Annotated in this window: 12 protein-coding genes; 9 read left to right on the top strand and 3 right to left on the bottom strand. The window is 71.5% G+C overall.

Features of this window, described 5'->3' with window-relative positions:
* Positions 1–43 precede the first annotated feature (43 nt).
* Entirely contained in the window at positions 44–541 is a 498-nt protein-coding gene (locus ACIQKA_RS00440; RefSeq protein ID WP_402539546.1) for a hypothetical protein, read from the bottom strand.
* Entirely contained in the window at positions 541–7,551 is a 7,011-nt protein-coding gene (locus ACIQKA_RS00445; protein ID WP_402539547.1) for a polymorphic toxin-type HINT domain-containing protein, read from the bottom strand. The genes ACIQKA_RS00440 and ACIQKA_RS00445 overlap by 1 nt, the downstream gene beginning before the upstream one ends.
* 534 nt (positions 7,552–8,085) lie before the next feature.
* On the opposite strand from ACIQKA_RS00445, the gene ACIQKA_RS00450 reads away from it, so the two are divergent.
* From ACIQKA_RS00450 to ACIQKA_RS00485, 8 genes are all read left to right on the top strand, one after another.
* Positions 8,086–12,957, top strand: a complete 4,872-nt coding sequence (locus ACIQKA_RS00450) for an FG-GAP-like repeat-containing protein (RefSeq protein WP_402539549.1) — start codon at positions 8,086–8,088, stop codon at positions 12,955–12,957.
* A gap of 161 nt (positions 12,958–13,118) precedes the next feature.
* Positions 13,119–14,966 (top strand): glutamine--fructose-6-phosphate transaminase (isomerizing), encoded by a 1,848-nt coding sequence (gene glmS, locus ACIQKA_RS00455; protein WP_383152603.1) that lies wholly within the window; start codon positions 13,119–13,121, stop codon positions 14,964–14,966.
* Positions 14,967–15,007: 41 nt separating this feature from the next.
* A complete protein-coding gene (locus ACIQKA_RS00460; RefSeq protein WP_381435361.1) occupies positions 15,008–15,376 on the top strand; it encodes a holo-ACP synthase in 369 nt (122 codons plus the stop codon).
* A 336-nt stretch (positions 15,377–15,712) separates the two neighbouring features.
* Positions 15,713–17,161 carry an NAD(P)H-hydrate dehydratase gene (locus tag ACIQKA_RS00465; RefSeq protein ID WP_383158130.1) on the top strand — a complete coding sequence of 483 codons (1,449 nt, stop codon included), beginning with the start codon at positions 15,713–15,715 and terminating at the stop codon, positions 17,159–17,161.
* A gap of 105 nt (positions 17,162–17,266) precedes the next feature.
* A complete protein-coding gene (alr, locus tag ACIQKA_RS00470; protein ID WP_383158132.1) occupies positions 17,267–18,415 on the top strand; it encodes an alanine racemase in 1,149 nt (382 codons plus the stop codon).
* Positions 18,416–18,427: 12 nt separating this feature from the next.
* On the top strand, positions 18,428–19,615 hold the full coding sequence (locus ACIQKA_RS00475; protein WP_383441740.1) for an alpha/beta fold hydrolase: 1,188 nt from the start codon (positions 18,428–18,430) through the stop codon (positions 19,613–19,615).
* 9 nt (positions 19,616–19,624) lie between these two features.
* Positions 19,625–20,155, top strand: coding sequence for a tRNA (adenosine(37)-N6)-threonylcarbamoyltransferase complex ATPase subunit type 1 TsaE (tsaE, locus tag ACIQKA_RS00480; protein WP_383158137.1), 531 nt, complete (start codon positions 19,625–19,627; stop codon positions 20,153–20,155).
* A 171-nt stretch (positions 20,156–20,326) separates the two neighbouring features.
* Positions 20,327–20,464: a hypothetical protein gene (locus ACIQKA_RS00485; RefSeq protein WP_383158140.1), complete on the top strand. Its 138-nt coding sequence runs from the start codon at positions 20,327–20,329 to the stop codon at positions 20,462–20,464.
* Between the two features lie 122 nt (positions 20,465–20,586).
* Here ACIQKA_RS00485 and ACIQKA_RS00490 read toward each other — a convergent pair whose 3' ends face one another.
* Complete coding sequence (locus ACIQKA_RS00490) at positions 20,587–21,153, bottom strand: hypothetical protein (protein WP_390111105.1); 567 nt, start codon at positions 21,151–21,153, stop codon at positions 20,587–20,589.
* Positions 21,154–21,249: 96 nt separating this feature from the next.
* Here ACIQKA_RS00490 and tsaB point away from each other — a divergent pair, with 96 nt between their 5' ends.
* Positions 21,250–21,909, top strand: a complete 660-nt coding sequence (gene tsaB, locus ACIQKA_RS00495) for a tRNA (adenosine(37)-N6)-threonylcarbamoyltransferase complex dimerization subunit type 1 TsaB (RefSeq protein WP_383158145.1) — start codon at positions 21,250–21,252, stop codon at positions 21,907–21,909.
* Positions 21,910–21,931: the final 22 nt, after the last annotated feature.

A 21,931-nucleotide genomic window follows, 5' to 3' on the forward strand; every position in this document is an offset into this window, starting at 1 on the left:
TGCGTGCCCCCCGTCGCCGGGGGGCACGCATCCTCGTTTTATTTCATTGAGAAGAATCTGCTTCGCTTTTTTCGAATTCGCGAACTAGATTCTGTGCGGCCGATGCCACCTGGGTGTCGGAAGAGTACTTCAGGGATTCAATCATCGCTCTTCCTGAGAGTACTGCCTTTCTTGAATCTTGTTCCCACTGGATTTTGTGGTAGAAGTTCGGTCGATATTTTTTTGCGGCCCCAGAGGCCGCTTCGGACCACTGCCGAGAAGAGAATATGGAGTGGAGAAGCTCGATAATCTCTGCTCGATGCTGACAGCTTTCCCAGCCTGCTAGCTCCAAAAGGAAGGGAACTGTTCTGTGTGTCGCCTCGGATACCACGAAACCCAGCTCGCAGACTCTGTCTGCGATTTCCTCAAGGGCGGCCTGGCCATTCTCTTTATCTGACCAGGCCACCCGCGAAAGAAGGTTGGGGAGCTCAACCGCGGATCCTTTGGAGTCTGAAATTTCCCCCCAGCGTACGGTGGGAATATCTTTGAGTGGACGTCCCATCAGCTTCCCGGGTAGAGGTCTGCTATTTGAAGCCTTGCCATGACGGCTTGGCATTGGGGGCAGGCGGGAAGAAGCTCTCGGTAGCGAAGATGGCTGAATGGCTTTCTCAGCATCGCGATGCTACTGCTGCCGCGAACAATATCTCCGGCCTCCATTGCTTGTGCGATGCATCCGATTTCGGCGCATCCGCCATGATGCCCTGTCTGGTCGAGCACTCGACGGAGCGGCAGAGGAAGGCTCCTTCGAGCTTCTCCGATCCTACGGGTGCTGACGTCGAAGTAGGCGCCGCCGGAAGGAGTCAGCAGAACGCTCGCAGCGCCTTCGTTCTTCCCAGGAGACAGCCTGGCCAAGTCCGTATAGGCCCGAAGGTCGTTGACGGCGTCTCCGCTCGGACCACAGTCCGAATTGTGAACCAGGACCGGAGCCGACCCCGCCAGCACGTAGTACGTGTGGAAGTCCGCCACCGTCAGGTTGCGGACGCTCGCCGGCTGGGTCCAGGCCTGGACCGCCGTCACCTGGACGTGGGTGCCGGCGCTCGTGCGGAGCCACTGGCCCGGCTTCAGGTCCTTGGCGTCGACCCACGAGCGGAGGGACGGGACCCAGAAGGGGTGGCCGTCCGTGGCCGTGATCGGGGCCGTCGCGGTGCCCTCGGCGCCGTCCGTGTCGACCGTGACGCGGACCAGGTGCTTCTCGCCCTCGCCGACGATCGTCGCGGCGACGTCCTTCGCGGCCGTCTCACCGGTCTTCTCGTCCGTGGAGAGGACCTTGTCGCCCGGCTTCAGGTCCTTGATCGCCTTCGTGGTGCCGTCGGCGAGGAGGACCTTCGTGTCGGGGGCGAAGCTGTTCCTGATGGGGCAGGTGGCGCCTGTGTCGCCGCCGCCCCCGTCGGCTCTCTTGGCCGCGTCCGCCGCCGCCTCGTCGGCCTTCTTCGCCGCCGCCTTCGCCGCGTCCGCTTCCTTCTTCCAGTCCGCCATGTCCTCGGCGTACTTGGCCATGGCAGCGGCCTCGTCGTCCGCCCGCCTCAGGAGACCGGTGGCCCAGCGGACCTCGTCGCTCCAGCGGTCGTACATCTTCCAGGCGGTCTTGAGCGCCTTCAGGACGCGTTTCGCCTTGCTCGCGAAGGGCATGGCCGCGTCCAGCGCGAGCGCCCCGCAGGCCCAGACGTCGCCGCCGAGGCAGGCCTTGATGTCGTTGAAGCCGCTGATGTCCTTGGCGACCTCCAGCGCGATCTCCAGGATGATGTCCGCCTTGGACTTCTTCCGGATGTTCGTCGCCTTCTTGACGTCCTCCTCGCTGACGGTGGTCGTCGGCTTGGTCGGCGGCGGGGGCACGTAGCCAGGGGCGTCGTTGCCGTCACGGCCGCCGCCACTGCCGACCTGCGCGGGCTTCTTGCCTTCGGTCTGGACCTTCCTCGTGCACTTCTCGTCGATGCAGAACGCCTCGCCCGAGGGGTCCGCGAACGTGACCGGGCTGTTGTTCCCGTACGTGTACGGGTTCATCGTCTGCGACTCGGCGAAGTCCATCTTCGGGTCGACCGAGATGAAGCGGCCCAGCGTCGGGTCGTACTCGCGGGCACCCAGATGGGTGAGGCCCGTGGAGGCGTCCTTCGTGCCGCCCAGGTAGCCCTTGTCGTCCGGCCACATCGACGGGGCCGTGCCGCGCTCCTCGCCGAACGGCGTGAGCTTGCGGCGCGTCACCGCCTTCGTCGCCGCGTCGACCGAGGTCGTCGCGGTGCCGTTGCGGTCGGCGAGCAGGTACGACTTCTTGATCGTGCCGCCCTCGGCGACCTTGACCATGACCGGGCCGGCGGGGTGGGCGTAGTACCGGGTCGTCTTGGCGACGTTGCCGTCGGTGCCGAGCTGGAGCTCGGTGCCGGGCAGGTACAGGGTCGTGCCGCTCGGGTCCCGCTTGATGAGGCGGTTGCCGCCCGCGTCGTAGACGAAGGAGGTCTCCTTGGTTCCGGCGGTCGCCTTCTCCAGGTGCCCCTCCAGGTCCCACTTGAGGATCTGGGTGTCGCCCTGCACGGTCCGCGAGGTGGTGTTGCCCACCTCGTCGTAGCCGAACAGCTCGTGCCGCTCGCCCTGCGGACCCTTCGTGGTGACCTCGGTGAGCCTGCTCCTGGTGGGCAGGCCGGTCGCGTAGGAGTAGGTGCGCCTGACGTCCTTCGCGGTGTTCCCGAGCGGGTCGTGCTTCGTCTCGCTGAGACGGTTGCCGGCCGCGTCGAAGGTGTAGGAGTGCCAGTACGCGTCCGGACCGCCGACCTTCGGCGCCGATTCGGGGCCGGAAGCGCCCGGCCTGAGGGCGCACGCGTCGCTCGCCGTCCAGGCGTCCGTCATCCGGCGCAGGTGGTCGTAGGCGAAGCACTGGACGTCGGTGGTGGCCGGCGTCGGGCTGTCGCCGGTCGTCTCCGTGATCCGCTTGATGTTGCCGACGGCGTCGTAGTCGGTGACGACGTCGTTGAGCGTGACCGTGTCGACGGAGCCGGTCTCCTGGTGGTTCGTCGTACGGGTCACCCGACGGGTCTGCTCGTCGAACGTGTTGCTGGTGATCAGCGCCTTGCCCGCCGAGTCGACCCGGGTGCGCACCACGTCGCCGAGCGAGGTGTACTGGGTCTCCGCGACGAAGGTCTGACCCGCGACCGCCATCGTGTTGAGGGAGTCCAGCGTGTTGTAGCCGAGCGAGACGCGCTCCGAGGGGAGCCCGCCCACCGCCGGGTGGGTCGTGGTCTGCGGCAGGCCGGTCCGCGACGAGTACGTGCTGGAGTACGCGTACGTGCCGGCCAGCTTCCCCTCGTTCGCGGGGATCGTCACCGTGGTGCCCTTGGGGCGGTACTCGGTGTCGTACGCGGTGACGGCCTGCGTGTAGGCGTTGCCGCCGACGTAGCGGGTCGACGAGGCCGGGAGGCCCAGGGCGCCCGGGACCGTGTCGTACGTCTGCGACGTCAGCTTCGGACCGTCGAGCGAGCCCTCGTGCGTGGCCGTGGTGCGGCCCAGCGCGTCGTACGCCATCGCGATCGTGCGCGTGCGCCCGTCCGTCAGCGTGAGGACGCGGTCGCCCTTGTCGTACTCGACGCTGCTGGTGCCCTTGTCGGGGTCGGTGGTCGTCTTGACGCGGCCGCGGAGGTCGTAGGTCTGCGACCACTCGTTGCCGGCCTGGTCGACGACCTTGTCCAGCTGGCCCTTGCGGGTGTACGCGTAGGTGATCTTGTCGTAGGCGCCGGACGGGCCGTCGCCCTTGAACTGCCGCAGTTCGGTCTTCCGGCCGAAGGCGTCGAGGAGCGCCATGGTCGGCGTGTCCCCGGCCGGCGGGTCGACCGCCGTCCAGTCGCCGCCGTACGTCGTCGTCGTCCGCCAGGTCTCGACGCCCTTGGACCGGGCGATGGTGTCGGTCGGCCGTCCGACGCCGTCGTACTTGGTCACCGTGGACGACGGGACGGAGTTGTCCGTCGGCGGGAACATCGTGGCGACGGGGCCGCTGGCGCTGTTGTAGTAGCCGGCGTTCTCCTTCCAGACCCGGCCGAGGCTGTCGTAGAAGGTGTCCGTGACGACCCGGCCGCCGTTCAGCGCCGGGTTCTGGGTCTGCCGCAGGCGCAGCGCGCCGTCGTAGAAGTCGTAGCCGACCCGGTAGGTGCCGTCCTCCATGAGGCGCTTGTTGGTGATGACGACCGGGGCGTTCTGGCCGACGGTGTAGTCGAACTCCGCGTCCGGCGTCGTGGTGGACGGGTTGCGGTCGGGCGACCAGACCTTCTTCAGCCGGCCGAGGGCGTCGTACTCCATGGCGGTCCTGCGCCCGTTGGCGTCGGTCTGCGCGAGCGGCAGACCGCGGCCGGGATCGGACTCGACGGTAGCCGTGTGGCCGAGGGCGTTCGTGGTGACGACCTTGGTCACGACCGAGCCGGAGGCCGGCGTGTAGGCCGTCGTGGTGGTCTTGCCGTAGACGTCGGTCGCGGAGGTGATGCGGCCGTGGGCGTCGAAGGTGGACGTGCCCGAGAGGGTGTACTGCGGCTTGCCGCCGGCGTAGCCGGAGAGCGACTCGGACTTCTCCACGTTGCCGACCGCGTCGTAGCCGACCTTGGCGTCGGAGATGACGTCGGCGGGCCGCTCGACCGCGGCGTCGCACGCCTTGGCGACGGTCTCGACCCTGGTCTGCTGGGACTTGAACCACTTCGCGGTGTCGTCGAGGTACTCGAACCGCGTGCACTGGTCGTCGTTCGCCGTCGAGGTGTCGCCCTTGGTCCAGGTCCAGGCGGTCCGGCCCTCGCCGTCGTACCCGTGCTCGACGGAGGTGCGCCGCTCGCCGCGGTCGCCCGACAGGACCGTGCGGGAGGTGGTCGACTTCAGGCCCTGGTGCCAGGCCTCCAGGGGAGAGGCGCCGGTCGCCGACCGGTCGCGCGCGGCCACGGGGCCGTGGAGCCAGGGGGTGTTGATCGTCGCCGAGTGCAGCGCGCCGTTCACACCGTCGTAGTACTGGGTCTCCCGCACCTGGCCGGCGAGCATCCGGTGGTCGTCGACGCTGTTGCCCTCGGAGTCCGTGACCTGGACCGAACGGCGGGTGCCGTCGGCCTTGAGGTCGCCGTCGAGGCCCCGGTAGTAGAGGGTGTCCGTCCGGGTGCGCACGTCGGGGTCGACGCCGAGGAGGGTGCGGACCTTGGCGTAGCCGCGGTACACCGACCACGTGCGGGCGGGCTTGTTGGTCAGCTCGCTCGCGTCGTCGTAGGCCCAGCCGGGCGAGCCGATGTACTCGTAGTTGACCTCGCGGGTCGGCGAGGTGCCGTTCTTGTCCTCGTCCCGGACCTGGTCGACGCGGTGCTTGTGGAACCAGTCGGTGGAGTAGAGCTTCTTCAGGCCCGTCGGATCGGTCGGGTCGTTGGTCTCGTTGACGACGGGGAAGCAGCGCAGGGTGTTGCTGTCCGGTGCGGACGGCAGCTTGACGGAGCCCGGGACGCTGGAGCACTCCGTGGGCGCGTACTTCACCAGGGTGCGCGCGCCGGTCTCCGTCTGGATCTGCGTGACGCGCCAGCGCAGGTGGGGCGGATTGCCGTCGGTGTCGTTGTCGACGCGGTTGGGCAGCTGGACGCCGGTGAAGGTCACGGCGGGCAGATCGATCGCCGTGCCGTTCTTGCCGGTGCGCTTGATGCTCTTCAGCCAGAGCGGGTACTCGCCGTTGACGGCGCCGTCGCCCGTGGACTCGAAGCTGTGGTCCAGGGTCCAGGTGTCGACGGGGGTGAGCGTCCCGTTCTTGAGGACCTTGGTGGTGACGCTCTTCAGCAGCTTGCGGGTGAAGAAGGCGGGCGAGTACCGGTCCTTGCAGGTCTCGCCGGAGGCGCAGAGCTGGTCGGCGGGCACGTCCGGCCAGTTCTTCGCGATGTCGTAGGACGCCGTGGAGGTGAGCTTGGACTCCGCGCAGTCGAAGGACGACGTGACGACGCAGCGCTCGCTGGTCTCGTACGCCACCTCGGCGGGCGCGGTGGCGAACAGGTCGTCCGAGCGCAGGCCGTAGGCGGCACGGGTCAGCACGCCGGCGCGGTCGTACGCGCGGGCCGTGGAGGTGCCGGTGGTGGTGACGTTGGAGCCGTAGTGGTTGCGCTCCTTGGCGTACCAGTAGGTCAGGGCGTTGCCGCGCGGGTCGACGACGTAGTCGAGGTTCCAGCGGTAGGTCTGGTCACAGACCGAGGCCGCGTAGGTGGCCGCGTTGCAGGGCTCTCCCTTGTGGTTGCCGTAGACCGGGACGTTGAGGGCCGAGTTGGTCTCGGGCCTGCCGCTCGCCCAGCCGGGCAGACGGTTGAGGCCGAAGTGGAACTTGACGCCCTCGGAGTTGGTGACGATCCAGTACTCGCCCTCCTTGTCGCCGTTCGTGGCACCCGTCTCCAGTTCGACCTTGGAGCCGTCCTGGTTGGCGGGGTACCACTTGCCGTCGGCGTCGTTGAGGACGAGCGAGGTGGAGGAGCCGTTGAGGGAGAGGGTGACCATCGGCGGGCCGTGACAGAGGTCGCCCGTCGGGTGGGTCGTGGGGTTGTTGAACCCGCTGTCCTTCTTGCGGTCCTCGGCGCACGCCACGTAGGTGCGCTCGACGAAGCTGGAACCGGTGTCCCAGCCTTCGCCGGCCCAGGAAGGCTGCTGCGAGGTCGCGACGGTGCGGCCGTCGACACTGCCCGAGTTGTAGCCGAGGGAGAGCGAGGGGCCGGGGCCGCCGAGGGACGACGGGATCTCCATCGGATAGGTCCAGGAGAAGTCGCCCGTGGAGCTGCCGGCCGACCACGAACCCGTCGGGCTCAGGGAGGTCGCCCTGTACGTGCCCTTGGGTCCGGAGGCGGCCGCGGTCGCGGCGAGGACGACGGCCCCGGAGCCCGCCGCGGCGGGTGCGGCGACGGTGCCCGTCAGCCTGCCCGACGCGGTGTCGTTGACCGTCGGTACGGGGGTCGAGGCCTGGCACGCGGGCTTCTGCGGCGTCGTCAGGGCGCACGCGGGCAGCGCGCTGAAGCGCAGGCGCGAACCCCAGTCGCCGCCGTAGGCGTGGGCGAAGGAGCCGTAGTCCAGCTCGACGGAGACCGGACTGGCCCCCTTGCCCGTGTCGGTACGCCGGACGGAGAGCAGCAGGCCGCGCACGCCCGCCTTGTCGGCGGCTTCCCGGCCGTGGACGGAGACCCGCGCCGTGACGGCGGGCGCGTCGGCCGCCGGAGCCGCGGATCCCCTGGCGACGGCCGCGTTGCCGGCCGCGAGCCGTACCGGCAGGCCGCCCGCTCGGACCGAGGGGCCGACGGATGCGGCCCTGCCCGGACCGGCGGCGGCCCGGAGCGCGGTGTGGGCCTTCTGGTCCGCCGCGGGCCTGGGCACGGTGACCTCGGCCGTCGCCGGAGCGGGCCACGTCACGGGCGGTGCGGCCTTGAGCGCCGCCGGTGTGCTCTGGTCCCGAGGCGTGGCCGCGCGCTTGAAGACCCGCGGTGCCGCCGGGACGTCCGTGACCTGCTGGACACCCGGGAGTCCCTTCGCCTCCGCGGCCTGGGCGGCCACGGGGGAGAGAGACGCCCCCGAGGCGAGCAGGGCCAGGGAGAGCGCGGAAATCCCGTATTGCCAGGTGCGTGATGTATGTCTGGAAAGTTTTTTCGCATGCCGAAGTGGCACGTCGATCCCCACCCCTAATTTGTTGATCTCGCGACGGGGCAGGCTAAGTGCCGCCGAGGAGGGGGAACAAGGGACTATCTGTGTGCCACCTGTGCGTGTGCTGTGGGCATAGGGGGCGTAAAGGATGCAATGCCGATCATTTTGTCGACAAGTTTCCTCTGAATATGTCAGGTCCGACGTGATGTTGTCGCTTCGTCTCCAAGGCGCCTGCTACAAAGCAGCCTGAACGATTCCGTTCGATTCCTGAGAAGCGCGCAAGGGGGACTTCCCCGCCTGAAGCGGGGCAGGGCCGCGCGGTTCCGGGCGTACGGAATTCACCATCGAAATGGGGACGGAACCCACTCCATGACAGTGTTCAGGTCAAGAACGTCCGACCCCGGGGGGGTCATGAGAAGAGGGCTTTCGGCATTCGTCGTCGCGACGATGTCCGCGGGGCTCCTCTCCGTCGCACCGCCCGGGCACACCGCCCCGGAGGCGCTCCCGGGCGACGCGCCCGCCGCCACCCGGGGGGAGCGCGAGAGCAGGGCGACGGCGCAGGCGCTCCAGCAGGCCAAGCGCACCGGCGAGCCCGTCGAGATCGTCTCCCGGCGCACGGAGACCGACGAGGTGTACGTCAACCCGGACGGCACGGCCCGCGTCGACCGGTCGATCCTCCCGGTCCGCGTCCGCCAGGGCGGCCGGCTCGTCGACATCGACCCCGCGCTGGCCCCGGACTCCCGCGGCCGCATCGCCCCCAAGGCGTCGGCCATGGCCGTCTCCTTCTCGGGCGGTGGCGACGACGTCTTCGCCACCATGTTCCGCGAGGGACGGACCGTCAGCCTCACCTGGCCGCACGGCAAGCTGCCCAGGCCCACGGTGAAGGGCCGGACCGCCACGTACGCGAACGTGCTGCCCGGCGTCGACCTCACCGCCACCGCGGACGACGTGTCCTTCTCGCACGCCCTGGTCGTCAAGACGCCCGCGGCGGCGAAGAACCCGGCCGTCCGCTCCGTCGAGTTCGGCCTGAAGACCCGGGGACTCACGCTCGCCCAGGGGGCCACCGGGGAGATCCTCGCCAAGACCCCCGCGCGCACCTCCCTCTTCGTCGCCCCGCGGCCCGAGATGTGGGACTCGGCGGGCTCCGAGACCGCCACCCGCGTCGACCCGAAGACGCCCAAGGGCGCCCTTCCGGCCGCGCGGACCCTCCAGGACACCCTGGACGGCGCCACCGAGGGCAGCCGTCAGGCGAAGCTCGGCGTGAAGCTGGAGGCCGGAAAGCTCACCCTGACCCCGGACGCCGAGCTCCTCGACGACTCCAAGACCGTGTACCCGGTGGTCATCGACCCGAAGTGGGCGCCCGACGCCTGGAAGAACGCCTGGTCGATCGCCTACAAGCACACCGGTTACCCGGGCAGCGAGAACACCGTCTACTACAACGGCGGGACCATCTCGGACTTCGCGCGCGTCGGCTACGCCAACGACACGACGAGGGGCGGCACCACCCGCGCCAACACGTACTTCAACATCCCCGTCGGGACCCTCGGCGGCAAGCAGATCATCAAGTCGACGCTGCGCATCAAGCAGACGCACGCCGGTTCCTGGTCCTGCCAGTCCGGCGACATCCTGGTGCGGACGATCGGCAAGACCCTGCCGAAGAACATCACCTACAACAACCAGCCCGCGTGGGGCGCGATCGTGGACTCCTCCGGCGAGTCCTTCGGCGGGCGCAACTGCCCGGCGGACACCGCCGGTCTGGTCGAGTTCGACGTCACGAAGGCGATCACGGACGCCACCGCCGGCCGCTGGGGCAACTGGGCCTTCGTCCTCACCTCGAAGTCCAACGCCATCGACACCTCGTGGCGCAAGTTCGACCCCCACTCGGTGCGGGTCTCCACGCACTACAACACCCTTCCGACCAAGCCGAAGCTGTCGCTCGACCCGTCGCTCCCGTGCGAGGGCGGCGTCATCGGCACGACCGACGAGATCGTCCTGCGGGCGACGGGCTTCAAGGACGCCGAGGACGCCAACCTCACGGTCGAGTTCCGGTACGCGCTGAACGGGGCGAGTACCTCGACCCCCCGGATCGTCAACGCCAGTAGCGGCGGCACCGCCATGCTGCGCATTCCGGCGGGGACGACGCTCCCGACCGGCAAGTACTTCTACGACGCCATCGTCAAGGACGGCGTCGGCACCAGTGGCTGGGCGGGTCGCTGCTACTTCACCTACGACCGGACAGCGCCGAACAGGCCGCCGACGGTCGCCTCCCCCCAGTTCCCGGAGAACGTCACCGAAGCGTGCCTCAACGGGCAGGCCACCGGCAGCTGCGCGATGCCCGCGCGGACGGAAGGCAGCTTCACCTTCGGGGCGAGCGGCGTCGGGGACGTCGTCAAGTACGTCTGGTGGACCGACTTCGACACGCAGGAGAAGACGGCGAAGCCCGCCGCGACCGGCGGTTCGGTCACCATCAAGACCAAGCCGCTGAGTGCCGGTCCCCAGTACCTGTACGTGCGCAGTGAGGACGCGGCCAACAACCGTTCCCCGGTGAAGTCGTACCTGTTCGTCCCCACGCGCTCCGCCGAGCGCGACCGGCTCGGCGACCTGAACGGTGACACCTTCGTCGACCTGGTCACCGTCGACCCCGGAACGGGAGCGCTCTGGACCTATCCGGGCCGTGGCGACGGCACGTTCGGCACGGGGCAGCCCGCCGACAGGCGCTCGTTCGCGGCCGGCCCCGTGACCAACGGAGGCAGCTGGGACGACGCCGACTACTACGAGGACCTCCTGGCCCTGGAGCCCGCCAAGGACAAGAGCGGCACCTACGAGCTCTACGCCTACAAGGGCGACGGCAACGGGAAGCTCCAGGACGACGCCGACGCGCGTCGGCGGTTGAAGACCCTCGAGGAGGACGACACCGACGCCTCGGGCGCCCCGACCTCGGTCGACGCCCACTGGCGGAACGGTGCCGACATCCTCTCCGTCCCCAGCTTCAACGACGACAACTACGACGGCGTCGTCTCGGACCTGGACAACCCCGACCTCCTGGTGAAGGAGGGGTCCTCGCTCTGGCTCTACCTGGGCAGCCGGGGGTCCGAATTCCTCGACGAACTCGGCTCCCCCATCCCTCTCGGCAACGCCGACTGGCAGAACATGACCCTGATGACCCCCGGCGACCTGAACAAGGACGGCGTTCCGGAGATCTGGGCGCGTGACACCGTCGCGGGGACCGTCCACACCTACACGAGCAGTAAGCCGGAGATCCCCGACCCGAGCGGTGTCGCCACCGACCTCTCCGTGTTCGGCGACCCCGAGGTCCGGACCACCTCGATCGGCACCGGCTTCAAGGGCACCGACTATCCGCACCTGACCACCACCGGTGACTTCGAGGGCAACGGCTACGCCGACCTGTGGTCGCGCGACGGCGCGGGCCGCACGGTCGAGTTCCCGGGCCGCGCCCTCACCGGCGGCTCCGCCTTCGGTGCGGCGAGGCACCTCGCCACCACGGGCTACGACTGGGCGGACTGCAAGTCCTTCCCCGCCGCGTCGGGCTCGGGGACCTTCTCCGTCTGCGGGCCGATCCTCGGCAAGTTCGAGTCGCTCGGCGGCGTCGCCGGCTTCGGCAAGCCGACGGGCGGCGTCACCAACGTCAGTGACGGCGGCCGGTTCGTCAACTTCGCCGAAGCCGGAACGACGACGACCAACCGCACCATCTCCTGGAGCAAGGCGACCGGCGCCTGGTCCGTCGCCGACGGCGTCTTCATCAGGTGGAACGGCATCGGACGAGAGACCGGTGACCTCGGTTACCCGACCTCCGACGAACTCCCGACGCACGTTGCGGGAGGCACGGCCATCACCTTCAGCAAGGCCGGCCGAGCCGGCGCCATCTACTCGCACGTCCTCAGCGGATCCCAGGTGATCCGTGGTGCCATCTACAGCCAGTACGTGAAGCTCGGCGGTCCCGCCGTCTACGGCTATCCGGTCGGCGCCGAGACGGCGACGGCGACCAAGCCGGGCCTGGTCCAGCACTTCCGCCACAAGGTCACCAGCGGCAACAACATCTCCTTCTACTGGAGCAGCGCGACCGGCGCCTGGCCGGTGGTCGGCACCATCCGGACCCACTGGCTGAGCCTGAACGGGCACAACGGAAGCCTCGGGTTCCCCACGTCCGCCGAGTACTCGGTCTACGGCGGGCAGCGCTCGGACTTCCAGACCGGTTACGTCCGCTGGAACCGCGAGAGCAACCAGGTGGCCGCGCACGCCCCGACGGACCGGACCGCGCACCTGCGGACGGACCTGGCGGGCGACTACGACGGCGACGGCAGGACCGACGTCTACACCGTCTACAACTACGAGAAGGACAGCATCGGCCTGTACGTCGCCAAGGCCAACGCCGACGGCGGGCACAACCCGCCGCAGGAGTACTTCGCCACCGAGAACCCGGGCGACTGGAACTACAGCCACAGCAGGTGGACGTCCGGCGACTTCGACGGCAACGGCCGCGACGACCTCATGGGCTTCTACGGCTACTCGGACGGCCGGGTGACCGCCTTCTCGTTCCTGACCCAGCCCGCGGGCCCGCCGGTCATCCGCACCAGCATCAGCCTCGCCACGGGCTGGGACTGGAACCGGAGCACACAGATGGCGGCCGACCTCAACGGCGACGGCCGTGACGACCTCGCCTTCGTCTACGACTACGGCGACGGCATCATGGGCGTCTTCAAGGCCCTGGCCCGTGCCGACGGGACCTTCGAGAACCCCGTGCGGTCGTTCGTCACGGAGAAGGGCCACTGGTGGGCGACGGGCGCCCGCTACACCATCGGTGACACGAACGGCGACGGCCGGGACGACATCGTCGCCCTCTACGGCTACTCCACGGGAGAGGCCAGGCTCTTCACCATGACGGCGAAGGCCGACGGCACCCTGAACTACTACACGGGCTCGTGGTACGTGCCCGCCGGCGTCTGGGAGCGCGACCGGGGCAAGATGACCATGGCCGACTTCAACAAGGACGGCCGCGAGGACCTCGCGGTGATGTACGGGTACGACGACGGGCGGACCGAGATCCGGATCTTCCACGCCCGTGCCGACGGCGGTTTCGACGGCTTCGTCACCCCGTACGCCAGCCTTCCCGGCAACTGGTACGCGACGAGCACCGGGAACCTGGTCGCCGGCGACGTGAACGGCGACGGACGTTCCGACCTCACCGTGTCGTACAACTACGCGGTCGGGGAGACGCGCGTCTTCACCTTCTACGGCAACGAGGCGGGAACGGTCGACCGGCCCACGTCCACCTGGTACGCCCCGGCGGGCACCTGGTGACGCCGCTTCGCCTGACGTGAGCCGTCCGGGTCACCCGTCACGGTGAGCCCACCGAGGGCCGCACCCCGTCCGGGGGTGCGGCCCTTCGCGCGCTCCGCCCCACCGGGCCGACCCCGTGTCGGCTCCGTCCGGTGGGGCGGGTTCCGCCGTACTCTTCCGACATGTGCGGAATCGTGGGATACGTCGGCGGGCAGTCGGCGCTTGATGTGGTGGTCGCGGGTCTCAAGCGGCTCGAATACCGGGGCTACGACTCGGCCGGTGTCGCGGTGCTCTCCGACGGGGGGCTCGCCGCGGCGAAGCGGGCGGGGAAGCTCGTCAACCTGGAGAAGGAGCTGGCCGAACGGCCGCTGCCCGGCGGCTCCGTGGGGATCGGGCACACCCGCTGGGCCACCCACGGCGGCCCGACCGACGCCAACGCGCACCCGCACCTGGACAACGCCGGGCGGGTCGCCGTCGTCCACAACGGCATCATCGAGAACTTCGCCGCCCTGCGCGAGGAGCTGGCCGGGCGCGGCCACGACCTGACGTCGGAGACGGACACCGAGGTCGTCGCGCACCTGCTCGCCGAGGAGTTCTCCTCCACCGGGGACCTGGCCGAGTCCATGCGGCTGGTGTGCCGGCGGCTCGACGGGGCGTTCACCCTGGTCGCGGTGCACGCCGACCAGCCGGACGCCGTCGTCGGCGCCCGCCGCAACTCCCCGCTCGTCGTCGGCGTCGGCGAGGGCGAGAACTTCCTCGCCTCCGACGTCTCCGCCTTCATCGCCCACACCCGCTCCGCGATCGAGCTGGGACAGGACCAGGTCGTCGAGCTGACCCGCGAGGGCGTCACCGTCACCGACTTCGACGGGGCGTCCGCCGACGTGCGGGCCTACCACGTCGACTGGGACGCCTCCGCCGCCGAGAAGGGCGGCTACGACCACTTCATGCTCAAGGAGATCGCCGAGCAGCCCAAGGCCGTCGCCGACACCCTCCTCGGCCGGATCGACGCCTCCGGGCGCCTCACCCTCGACGAGGTGCGCATCCCCGACACCGTGCTCCGCGAGGCCGACAAGATTGTCGTCATCGCGTGCGGCACCGCCTTCCACGCCGGGCTCATCGCCAAGTACGCCATCGAGCACTGGACCCGCATCCCCTGCGAGGTCGAGCTCGCCAGCGAGTTCCGCTACCGGGACCCGATCCTCGGCCCGCGCACCCTGGTCATCGCGATCTCCCAGTCCGGCGAGACCATGGACACCCTGATGGCGCTGCGGCACGCGCGCGAGCAGGGCGCGAAGGTCCTCGCCGTCTGCAACACCAACGGCTCCACCATCCCGCGCGAGTCCGACGCCGTGCTCTACACGCACGCCGGGCCCGAGGTCGCCGTCGCCTCCACCAAGGCCTTCCTGACCCAGCTCGTCGCCTGCTACCTCCTCGCGCTCTACCTCGGCCAGGTCCGCGGCACCCAGTGGGGCGACGAGATCCACGCCGTCGTCCGCGAGCTGGCGCGGATCGGCGACGAGGTCGAGCGGGTCCTGGAGACCATGGAGCCGGTCCGGGCCCTCGCCCGCTCCCTCGCCCACAAGGACACCGTCCTCTTCCTCGGCCGCCACGTCGGCTACCCGGTGGCCCTGGAGGGCGCCCTGAAGCTCAAGGAGCTGGCGTACATGCACGCCGAGGGCTTCGCCGCCGGGGAGCTGAAGCACGGGCCGATCGCCCTCATCGAGGAGGACCTGCCGGTCGTGGTCGTGGTGCCCTCGCCGGAGGGCCGCTCCGTCCTCCACGACAAGATCGTCTCCAATATCCAGGAGATCAGGGCGCGCGGCGCCCGCACGATCGTGATCGCGGAGGAGGGGGACGAGACGGTCGTCCCGTACGCCGACCACCTCGTCCGGATCCCCGCCACGCCTACGCTGCTCCAGCCGCTGGTCTCCACGGTGCCGCTCCAGGTCTTCGCCTGCGAGCTCGCCACCGCGCGGGGCAACGAGGTCGACCAGCCGCGCAATCTGGCCAAGTCGGTGACCGTGGAGTGACGGGGGCCGCGAGACGAGTGGGACAGGGGAGTGGGCGGGACATGATCATCGGGGTGGGGATCGACGTGGCGGAGATCGACCGGTTCGCCGCGTCGATCGAGCGGACGCCGGGGCTCCTCGACCGGCTCTTCGTCGAGGACGAACTGCTGCTCCCGAGCGGCGAACGGCGCGGGGTCGCCTCGCTCGCCGTGCGCTTCGCCGCGAAGGAGGCCCTGGCGAAGGCGCTCGGCGCGCCGGCCGGACTGCTCTGGACGGACGCCGAGGTGTACGTCGAGGAGACCGGGCAGCCGCGCCTGCGGGTGCGGGGGACGGTGGAGGCCCGGGCGGTGGAGCTGGGCGTGCGGCACTGGCACGTGTCGCTGAGCCACGACGCGGGAGTGGCGTCGGCGGTGGTGATCGCGGAGGGGTGAGCGGTACGACCCGGGGCCCGGCCGTTCGGAAACGGCCGGGCCCCGGGTCGTGTGGCGCGCGCGGCTGCCAGGGCCGGCGACGGAATGTGTGTACCGCGCGCGTGCGGAGTGGTGTGACGCCATCCGACTTACTTAGGCAAGCCTAAGCTAAGTTGAATGGCGGACGATGTCAACCCTCTCGGGGCGGGCCCTCTCGGGACGGGCCCTCTCGGGATGGGCCCTCTCGGAACGGCCCCCTCCGGGCGGACCCCCTCCGGGCGGGCTTCCTCCAGGCGGGCCTTCTCCGGGCAGCCCTCTTCCGGGCGCCCCTCCGCCGCCTGCGGCAGACTGCTGGACATGCGTACCGCTTACCGCGTGGAGACCGTCCGGGCCGCCGAGGCCGCCCTCATGGCCCGCCTCCCGGAGGGCGCCCTCATGGGCAGGGCCGCCGCCGGACTCGCCGCCGCCTGCTGCTCGCTGCTCGGGAGGGGACGGGTGTACGGGGCCAGGGTCGTCCTCCTCGTCGGGACCGGCGACAACGGCGGCGACGCGCTGTACGCCGGGGCCCGGCTCGCCCGGCGCGGCGCGGGCGTGACCGCCGTGCTGCTCGGCGCGCGCGCCCACGAGGGCGGACTCGCGGCCCTCCGGGCGGCGGGCGGGCGGATCGCGGACGACCCGTTCGCGCCGCTCGCCGGGGCCGACCTCGTCCTCGACGGGATCACCGGCATCGGCGGACGCGGCGGGCTGCGGCCCGACGCCGTCCCCGTCGCCCGGGCCGCGCGCGGCTCCGACGCCGTCGTGGTCGCCGTCGACCTGCCCAGCGGCGTCGACGCCGACACCGGGGAGGTCGCCGGAGAGGCGCTGCGGGCCGACGTCACGGTCACCTTCGGTACGTACAAGCCGGGACTGCTCGTCGACCCGGCGCACGCGTACGCCGGCGCGCTGCGGCTCGTGGACATCGGGCTCGGCGCGGTCCTGCCGGGGGTGCCGGACCTGGAGGCGCTCCAGCACGAGGACGTGGCGCGGCTGCTGCCGGTGCCGGGCGCCGAGAGCGACAAGTACCGGCGCGGGGTCGTCGGCGTCGTCGCCGGCTCGACCCGCTACCCCGGCGCCGCCGTGCTCGCCGTGACCGGGGCGCTGCGGGGCGGCGCGGGGGCCGTGCGGTACGTCGGGGCCGGCGGGGACGCGGTGCTCGCCGCGCACCCCGAGACCCTGGTGCACCCCTGGCCGCCGCAGAAGGCCGGACGGGTCCAGGCGTGGGTCGTCGGGCCGGGGCTCGGGGAGGCGCCCGGGGCGCGGGAGGCGGTCGCCGACGTCCTCGCCTCGGACGTGCCGGTCCTGGTCGACGCGGACGGGCTGCGGGGACTCGACCCGGCGGCCGTACGGGGCCGGGACGCCCCCACCCTCCTCACCCCGCACGCGGGCGAGGCGGCGGCGCTGCTCTCCGTCCCCCGGGAGGAGGTCGAGGCGGGACGGCTCGCGGCGGTCCGCGAACTGGCCGGCCGCTTCGGCGCGACGGTCCTCCTCAAGGGCTCCACGACGCTGGTGTGCGGCGGCGCCGCTCCCGTACGGGTGAACCCGACCGGGACGTCCTGGCTCGCCACCGCCGGGAGCGGCGACGTCCTCTCCGGTCTGGCGGGCTCCCTGCTCGCGGCGGGCCTCCCGCCCGTCGACGCGGCCTCCTGCGCGGCCTACCTCCACGGCCTCGCCGCCCGCCGCGCCTCGTCGGGCACGGCCCCGGTCACGGCGACGGAGGTGGCGGGGGCGTTGCGGGGGGCGTGGGAGGACGTGAGGAACCCGTCGTAGGACGGCCCGGGACGAGCAGGATTCCCGGGGTGTCGCCCGTAAGGGTGATCGGCGCTACAGCCCGGGAAAGCGGCGCCGGGGAGCGCACCTGAGAGACTGGGCGCGATGACTGAGACACCGCCGCCCCGCAGAGCCCGCGCCGAGATCGACCTCGCCGCGCTGCGTGCGAACGTCCGCACGCTGCGCGCCCGCGTCGCCCCCCACGTCCGGATCATGGCCGTGGTCAAGGCCGACGCGTACGGACACGGCGCCCTGCGCTGTGCCCGCGCCGCCCTGGAGGCGGGGGCGGACTGGCTCGGCACGGCCACCCCGCACGAGGCGCTCGCGCTGCGGGCCGCCGGGATCACGGACGTTCCCGTCATGTGCTGGCTCTGGACCCCCGGCGACCCCTGGGACCGGGGCATCGAGGCCGGGCTCGACATGTCCGTCAGCGGGATGTGGGCCCTGCGGGAGGTCGTCGCGGCGGCCCGGGCCACCGGGAAGGGCGCGCGCGTGCAGCTCAAGGCCGACACCGGCCTCGGCCGCAACGGCTGCCAGCCCGCCGACTGGCCCGAGCTCGTCGGGGAGGCGCTCAGGGCCGAGGCCGAGGGACTGCTCAAGGTCACCGGGCTCTGGTCGCACCTCGCCTGCGCCGACGAGCCCCACCACCCCTCCGTCGCCGCCCAGCTCGACGTCTTCCGCTCGATGCTCGACTACGCCGAGAAGGCCGGCGTCGAGCCCGAGGTCCGGCACATCGCCAACTCGCCGGCCACCCTCACCCTCCCCGAGGCCCACTTCGACCTCGTCCGGCCCGGCATCGCCGTCTACGGCATCTCGCCCGGTCCCGAGCTCGGCACCTCCGCCGAACTCGGCCTGCGGCCCGTCATGTCGCTCAAGGCGAGCGTCGCGCTCGTCAAGCAGGTCCCGGCCGGACACGGCGTCAGCTACGGGCACCACTACGTCACCGAAGGCGAGACCACCCTCGGGCTCGTGCCCCTCGGGTACGCCGACGGCGTCCCCCGGCACGCCTCCGGTCGCGGCCCCGTCCTCGTCGGGGACACCGTCCGCACGATCGCCGGCCGCGTCGCCATGGACCAGTTCGTGCTCGACCTCGGCGGGGAGACCCCCGAGGCCGGCACCGAGGCCGTGCTCTTCGGCCCCGGCGACCGGGGCGAACCGACCGCCGAGGACTGGGCGGTGGCCGCCGGCACCATCGCGTACGAGATCGTCACCCGGATCGGGGCGCGCGTCCCGCGCGTCTACCCGGGCGAATGAGGAGGAACGGCCGTGGGGGAGTCCAGTAGTGGCGGCACCTGGCGCCGCGCCGGTTTCGCCGGCGCCGCGATAGGCGTCCTGGCGGCCGGAGCCGCCGCCGGGGTCGCCGTCGAACGGCTCACCGTCGGCCGTTCCGTGCGCCAGAAGGCGCGGCTCGCCCTGGACGCCGCCGGCCCCTACGGGGGACTCCGGGGCACCCCCGGCCGCGCCCTCGCCGACGACGGCACCGTGCTCTACTACGAGGTCGACGAGGTCGGCGACGGTGACGGCGCCGAGGCCCCCGCCCGGCTCCGGCGCCTCTTCGGGCGCCGCGAACCCGCCCCCGTCACCGTCGTCTTCAGCCACGGCTACTGCCTCAACCAGGACTCCTGGCACTTCCAGCGGGCCGCCCTGCGCGGTCTCGTGCGGACCGTCCACTGGGACCAGCGCAGCCACGGGCGATCGGGGCAGGGCGTCGCCCAGGCCGGACCCGACGCCGTCCCCGTCTCCATCGAACAGCTCGGCCGCGACCTCAAGGCCGTCGTCGACGTCGCCGCCCCCGAGGGCCCCCTCGTCCTCGTCGGGCACTCCATGGGCGGCATGACGGTGATGGCGTTCGCCGAGCGGTACCCGGAGCTGATGCGCGACCGCGTCGTCGGCGTCGCCTTCGTCGGCACCTCCGCCGGAAAGCTGAACGAGGTGACGTACGGGCTGCCCGTCATGGGCGTCAACGCCGTCCGGCGGATCCTGCCGGGCGTCCTGCGGACCCTCGGCGCCCAGGCGGAGCTGGTCGAGCGCGGCCGCCGGGCGACGGCCGACCTCTTCGCCGGGCTCGTCAAGAAGTACTCGTTCGCCTCGAAGGACGTGGACCCGGCGGTCGCCCGCTTCGCCGAGCGGATGATCGAGTCCACCCCCATCGACGTCGTCGCCGCCTTCTACCCGGCCTTCGCGGAGCACGACAAGTCCGCCGCCCTGCCCGCCCTCCGCGACCTGCCGGCGCTCGCGCTCGCCGGGGACCGCGACCTCGTCACCCCCAGCTCCCACACCGAGGCCATCGCCGCCCTCCTGCCCGGCGCCGAGCTGGTGATCGTCCCGGACGGCGGCCACCTGGTGATGCTGGAGCACCCGGAGGCCGTCACCGACCGCCTCGCCGACCTGCTCGTACGGACCGGGACCGTGCCGGAGTCGACGACGGCGGGGACGGAGCCCGGAAAAAGCTAGATTGGCGGTATGGAAGCAGCGCACCCGCCCGTACCCTCCGCACCCGCCGACGCCACGCCCGTCTCCGAGGCCACCCTCTCCGTGGACTCCCCGGAGCGGATGCAGGAGCTGGGCCGCCGGCTCGCCGCGGTGCTCCGCCCCGGCGACCTCGTCATGCTCACCGGCGAGCTCGGCGCCGGGAAGACGACCCTCACCCGCGGCCTCGGCGAGGGGCTCGGGGTGCGCGGCGCCGTCACCTCCCCGACCTTCGTCATCGCCCGTGTCCACCCGTCCCTGGTCGGCGGCCCGGCCCTGGTCCACGTCGACGCGTACCGCCTCGGCGGCGGGCTCGACGAGATGGAGGACCTCGACCTGGACGTCTCGCTGCCCGAGTCCGTCGTGGTCGTGGAGTGGGGCGACGGCAAGGTCGAGGAGCTGACCGACGACCGGCTGCACGTCCTGATCCACCGCGTCACCGGCGACACCGACGACGACCGGCGCACGGTCCTGTTGCGCGGCGTCGGGGAGCGCTGGGCGGGGGAGGAGCTGGGCGCGCTCTGACCTTCGCCGTTCCGCTCCCCACGTATGTTCCGACAACGTGTCGGCACAATGTTGCGTGGGCCGTGCGCGCCGTGTTCCCATGGACGCACGAGCTGGTTAGGTGTACCTAACCTACGGGAGGCAGGCATGGCGACGCCGGAGCGCGCGGAACCCGGTCGGGAGCACGTCACGATGAGTGAGCTGCTGGCGTCCTGCGTGGCCGCCCGCGCCCTCTCGACCCCGCCGAGACCACGGCCCGAGGACGACGCGCGGGAGCGGGACGCCGGGTACGACGCGTACGGGCGGGCCGAGGAGGACGAGGCCGCCTAGGGGGTGCCTCGCCGATCATGGCCGGAGCCGGAGCCGGAGCCGGAGCCGGAGCCGGAGCCGGAGCCGGAGCCTGGGTCGGAACCCGCGCCCGGGGCGGACCCGAAGGGAAGGGGCCCGGTGGTTCAGGGGACGACGACGACCTTCGTGCCGATCACCGCGAACGTCCACAGCGCGTTCCCGTCGGCCCGCTTCATGCGGACGCCGCCGGTCTTCTTCGTCGGGTCGGGCTCCGGCATCGAGCCGTCCACCGCCGCGCTGAAGCCGACCGCCACGTCCTGGGTCGTCGCGAACCGCACCACGTGCTCGATCTGCACCCCGTCCGAGCCGCGCACCGTGCCCGACCGCGAGGTCACCGCGTACGTGCCCGGCGGCGGGGACACCGTGCTCGGCATCACCGTGAACGTGCGGGTGGCCTTGCCGCCGCCGTTCACCAGCCACACCCGGCGGTCGGCGAGGCCGTACACGACCCGCTCCCCGGTGCCGGAGGCCGCCGGGACGGCGAGGGGGTCGCGGTCCTGCCGCTTCGGACCGCCGCTCGGGGAGGTCGAGGGAGCCGCCGTGCCCGGGGTCTTCGGCTTGGCCGACAGGTCCGCGGGGACGTTCGCCGAGGCCTGGTAGGCGAGGAAACAGACCGCGGCGACCGCCGCGGCCGTGAGCCCGGCCACGAATCCCGAGCTGCTCCGTGCCACCGTGCCCACCTCTCGTACGAATGTGTCGAAGGGTGACGGTAGCAGCCGCCGCCCCGGGGGTCGGGGCAGCGTGCCCGGGAGCCGTAGGCTGTTCGCGTGCTGTTGCTCGCCATGGATACCGCCACCCCCGCCGTCACCGTCGCCCTCCACGACGGCGAGGCCGTCGTCGCCTCGTCGAGCAGGGTCGACGCCCGCCGCCACGGGGAGCTGCTGCTGCCCGCCGTCGACCGGGTCCTCGCCGAGGCCGGACTGAAGCTCGACGCGGTCACCGGCGTGGTCGTCGGCGTCGGCCCCGGCCCGTACACCGGTCTGCGCGTCGGCCTCGTCACGGCCGCGGCCTTCTCGTCCGCGCTCGGCGTGCCCGTGCACGGCCTGTGCACCCTCGACGGCCTCGCGTACGCCTCCGGGATCGACGGGCCCTTCGCCGTCGCCACGGACGCGCGCCGCAAGGAGGTCTACTGGGCGCGGTACGACGACTCCCGCACCCGCACGACCGACGCGGCCGTCGACCGGCCCGCCGACATCGCCGGGGCCCTCGCCGGGCTCCCGGTCGTCGGCGCGGGCGCCCGCCTCTACCCCGAGGCCTTCCCCGACGCCCGCGACCCCGAGCACCAGTCGGCCGCCGCGCTCGCCGCCCTCGCGGCGGAGAGGCTGGGGGCCGGGGACGCCGAGGGCTTCCTCGACCCGCTGCCGATGTACCTGCGCCGCCCCGACGCCCAGGTGCCGAAGAACTACAAGGTGGTCACGCCCAAGTGACCGGCGGCGCGGAACTGCGCGA

Origin of the sequence: Streptomyces sp. NPDC092045 (assembly GCF_044756005.1) — a bacterium.
Classification (GTDB): domain Bacteria; phylum Actinomycetota; class Actinomycetes; order Streptomycetales; family Streptomycetaceae; genus Streptomyces.

Bases quoted from the DNA above. Each gene is read 5' to 3' on its own strand.
- ACIQKA_RS00440 (WP_402539546.1), bottom strand. From the start codon at position 541: ATGGGACGTCCACTCAAAGATATTCCCACCGTACGCTGGGGGGAAATT.
- ACIQKA_RS00450 (WP_402539549.1), top strand. From the start codon at position 8,086: ATGTCCGCGGGGCTCCTCTCCGTCGCACCGCCCGGGCACACCGCCCCG.
- glmS (WP_383152603.1), top strand. From the start codon at position 13,119: ATGTGCGGAATCGTGGGATACGTCGGCGGGCAGTCGGCGCTTGATGTG.
- ACIQKA_RS00460 (WP_381435361.1), top strand. From the start codon at position 15,008: ATGATCATCGGGGTGGGGATCGACGTGGCGGAGATCGACCGGTTCGCC.
- ACIQKA_RS00465 (WP_383158130.1), top strand. From the start codon at position 15,713: ATGCGTACCGCTTACCGCGTGGAGACCGTCCGGGCCGCCGAGGCCGCC.
- alr (WP_383158132.1), top strand. From the start codon at position 17,267: ATGACTGAGACACCGCCGCCCCGCAGAGCCCGCGCCGAGATCGACCTC.
- tsaE (WP_383158137.1), top strand. From the start codon at position 19,625: ATGGAAGCAGCGCACCCGCCCGTACCCTCCGCACCCGCCGACGCCACG.
- ACIQKA_RS00485 (WP_383158140.1), top strand. From the start codon at position 20,327: ATGAGTGAGCTGCTGGCGTCCTGCGTGGCCGCCCGCGCCCTCTCGACC.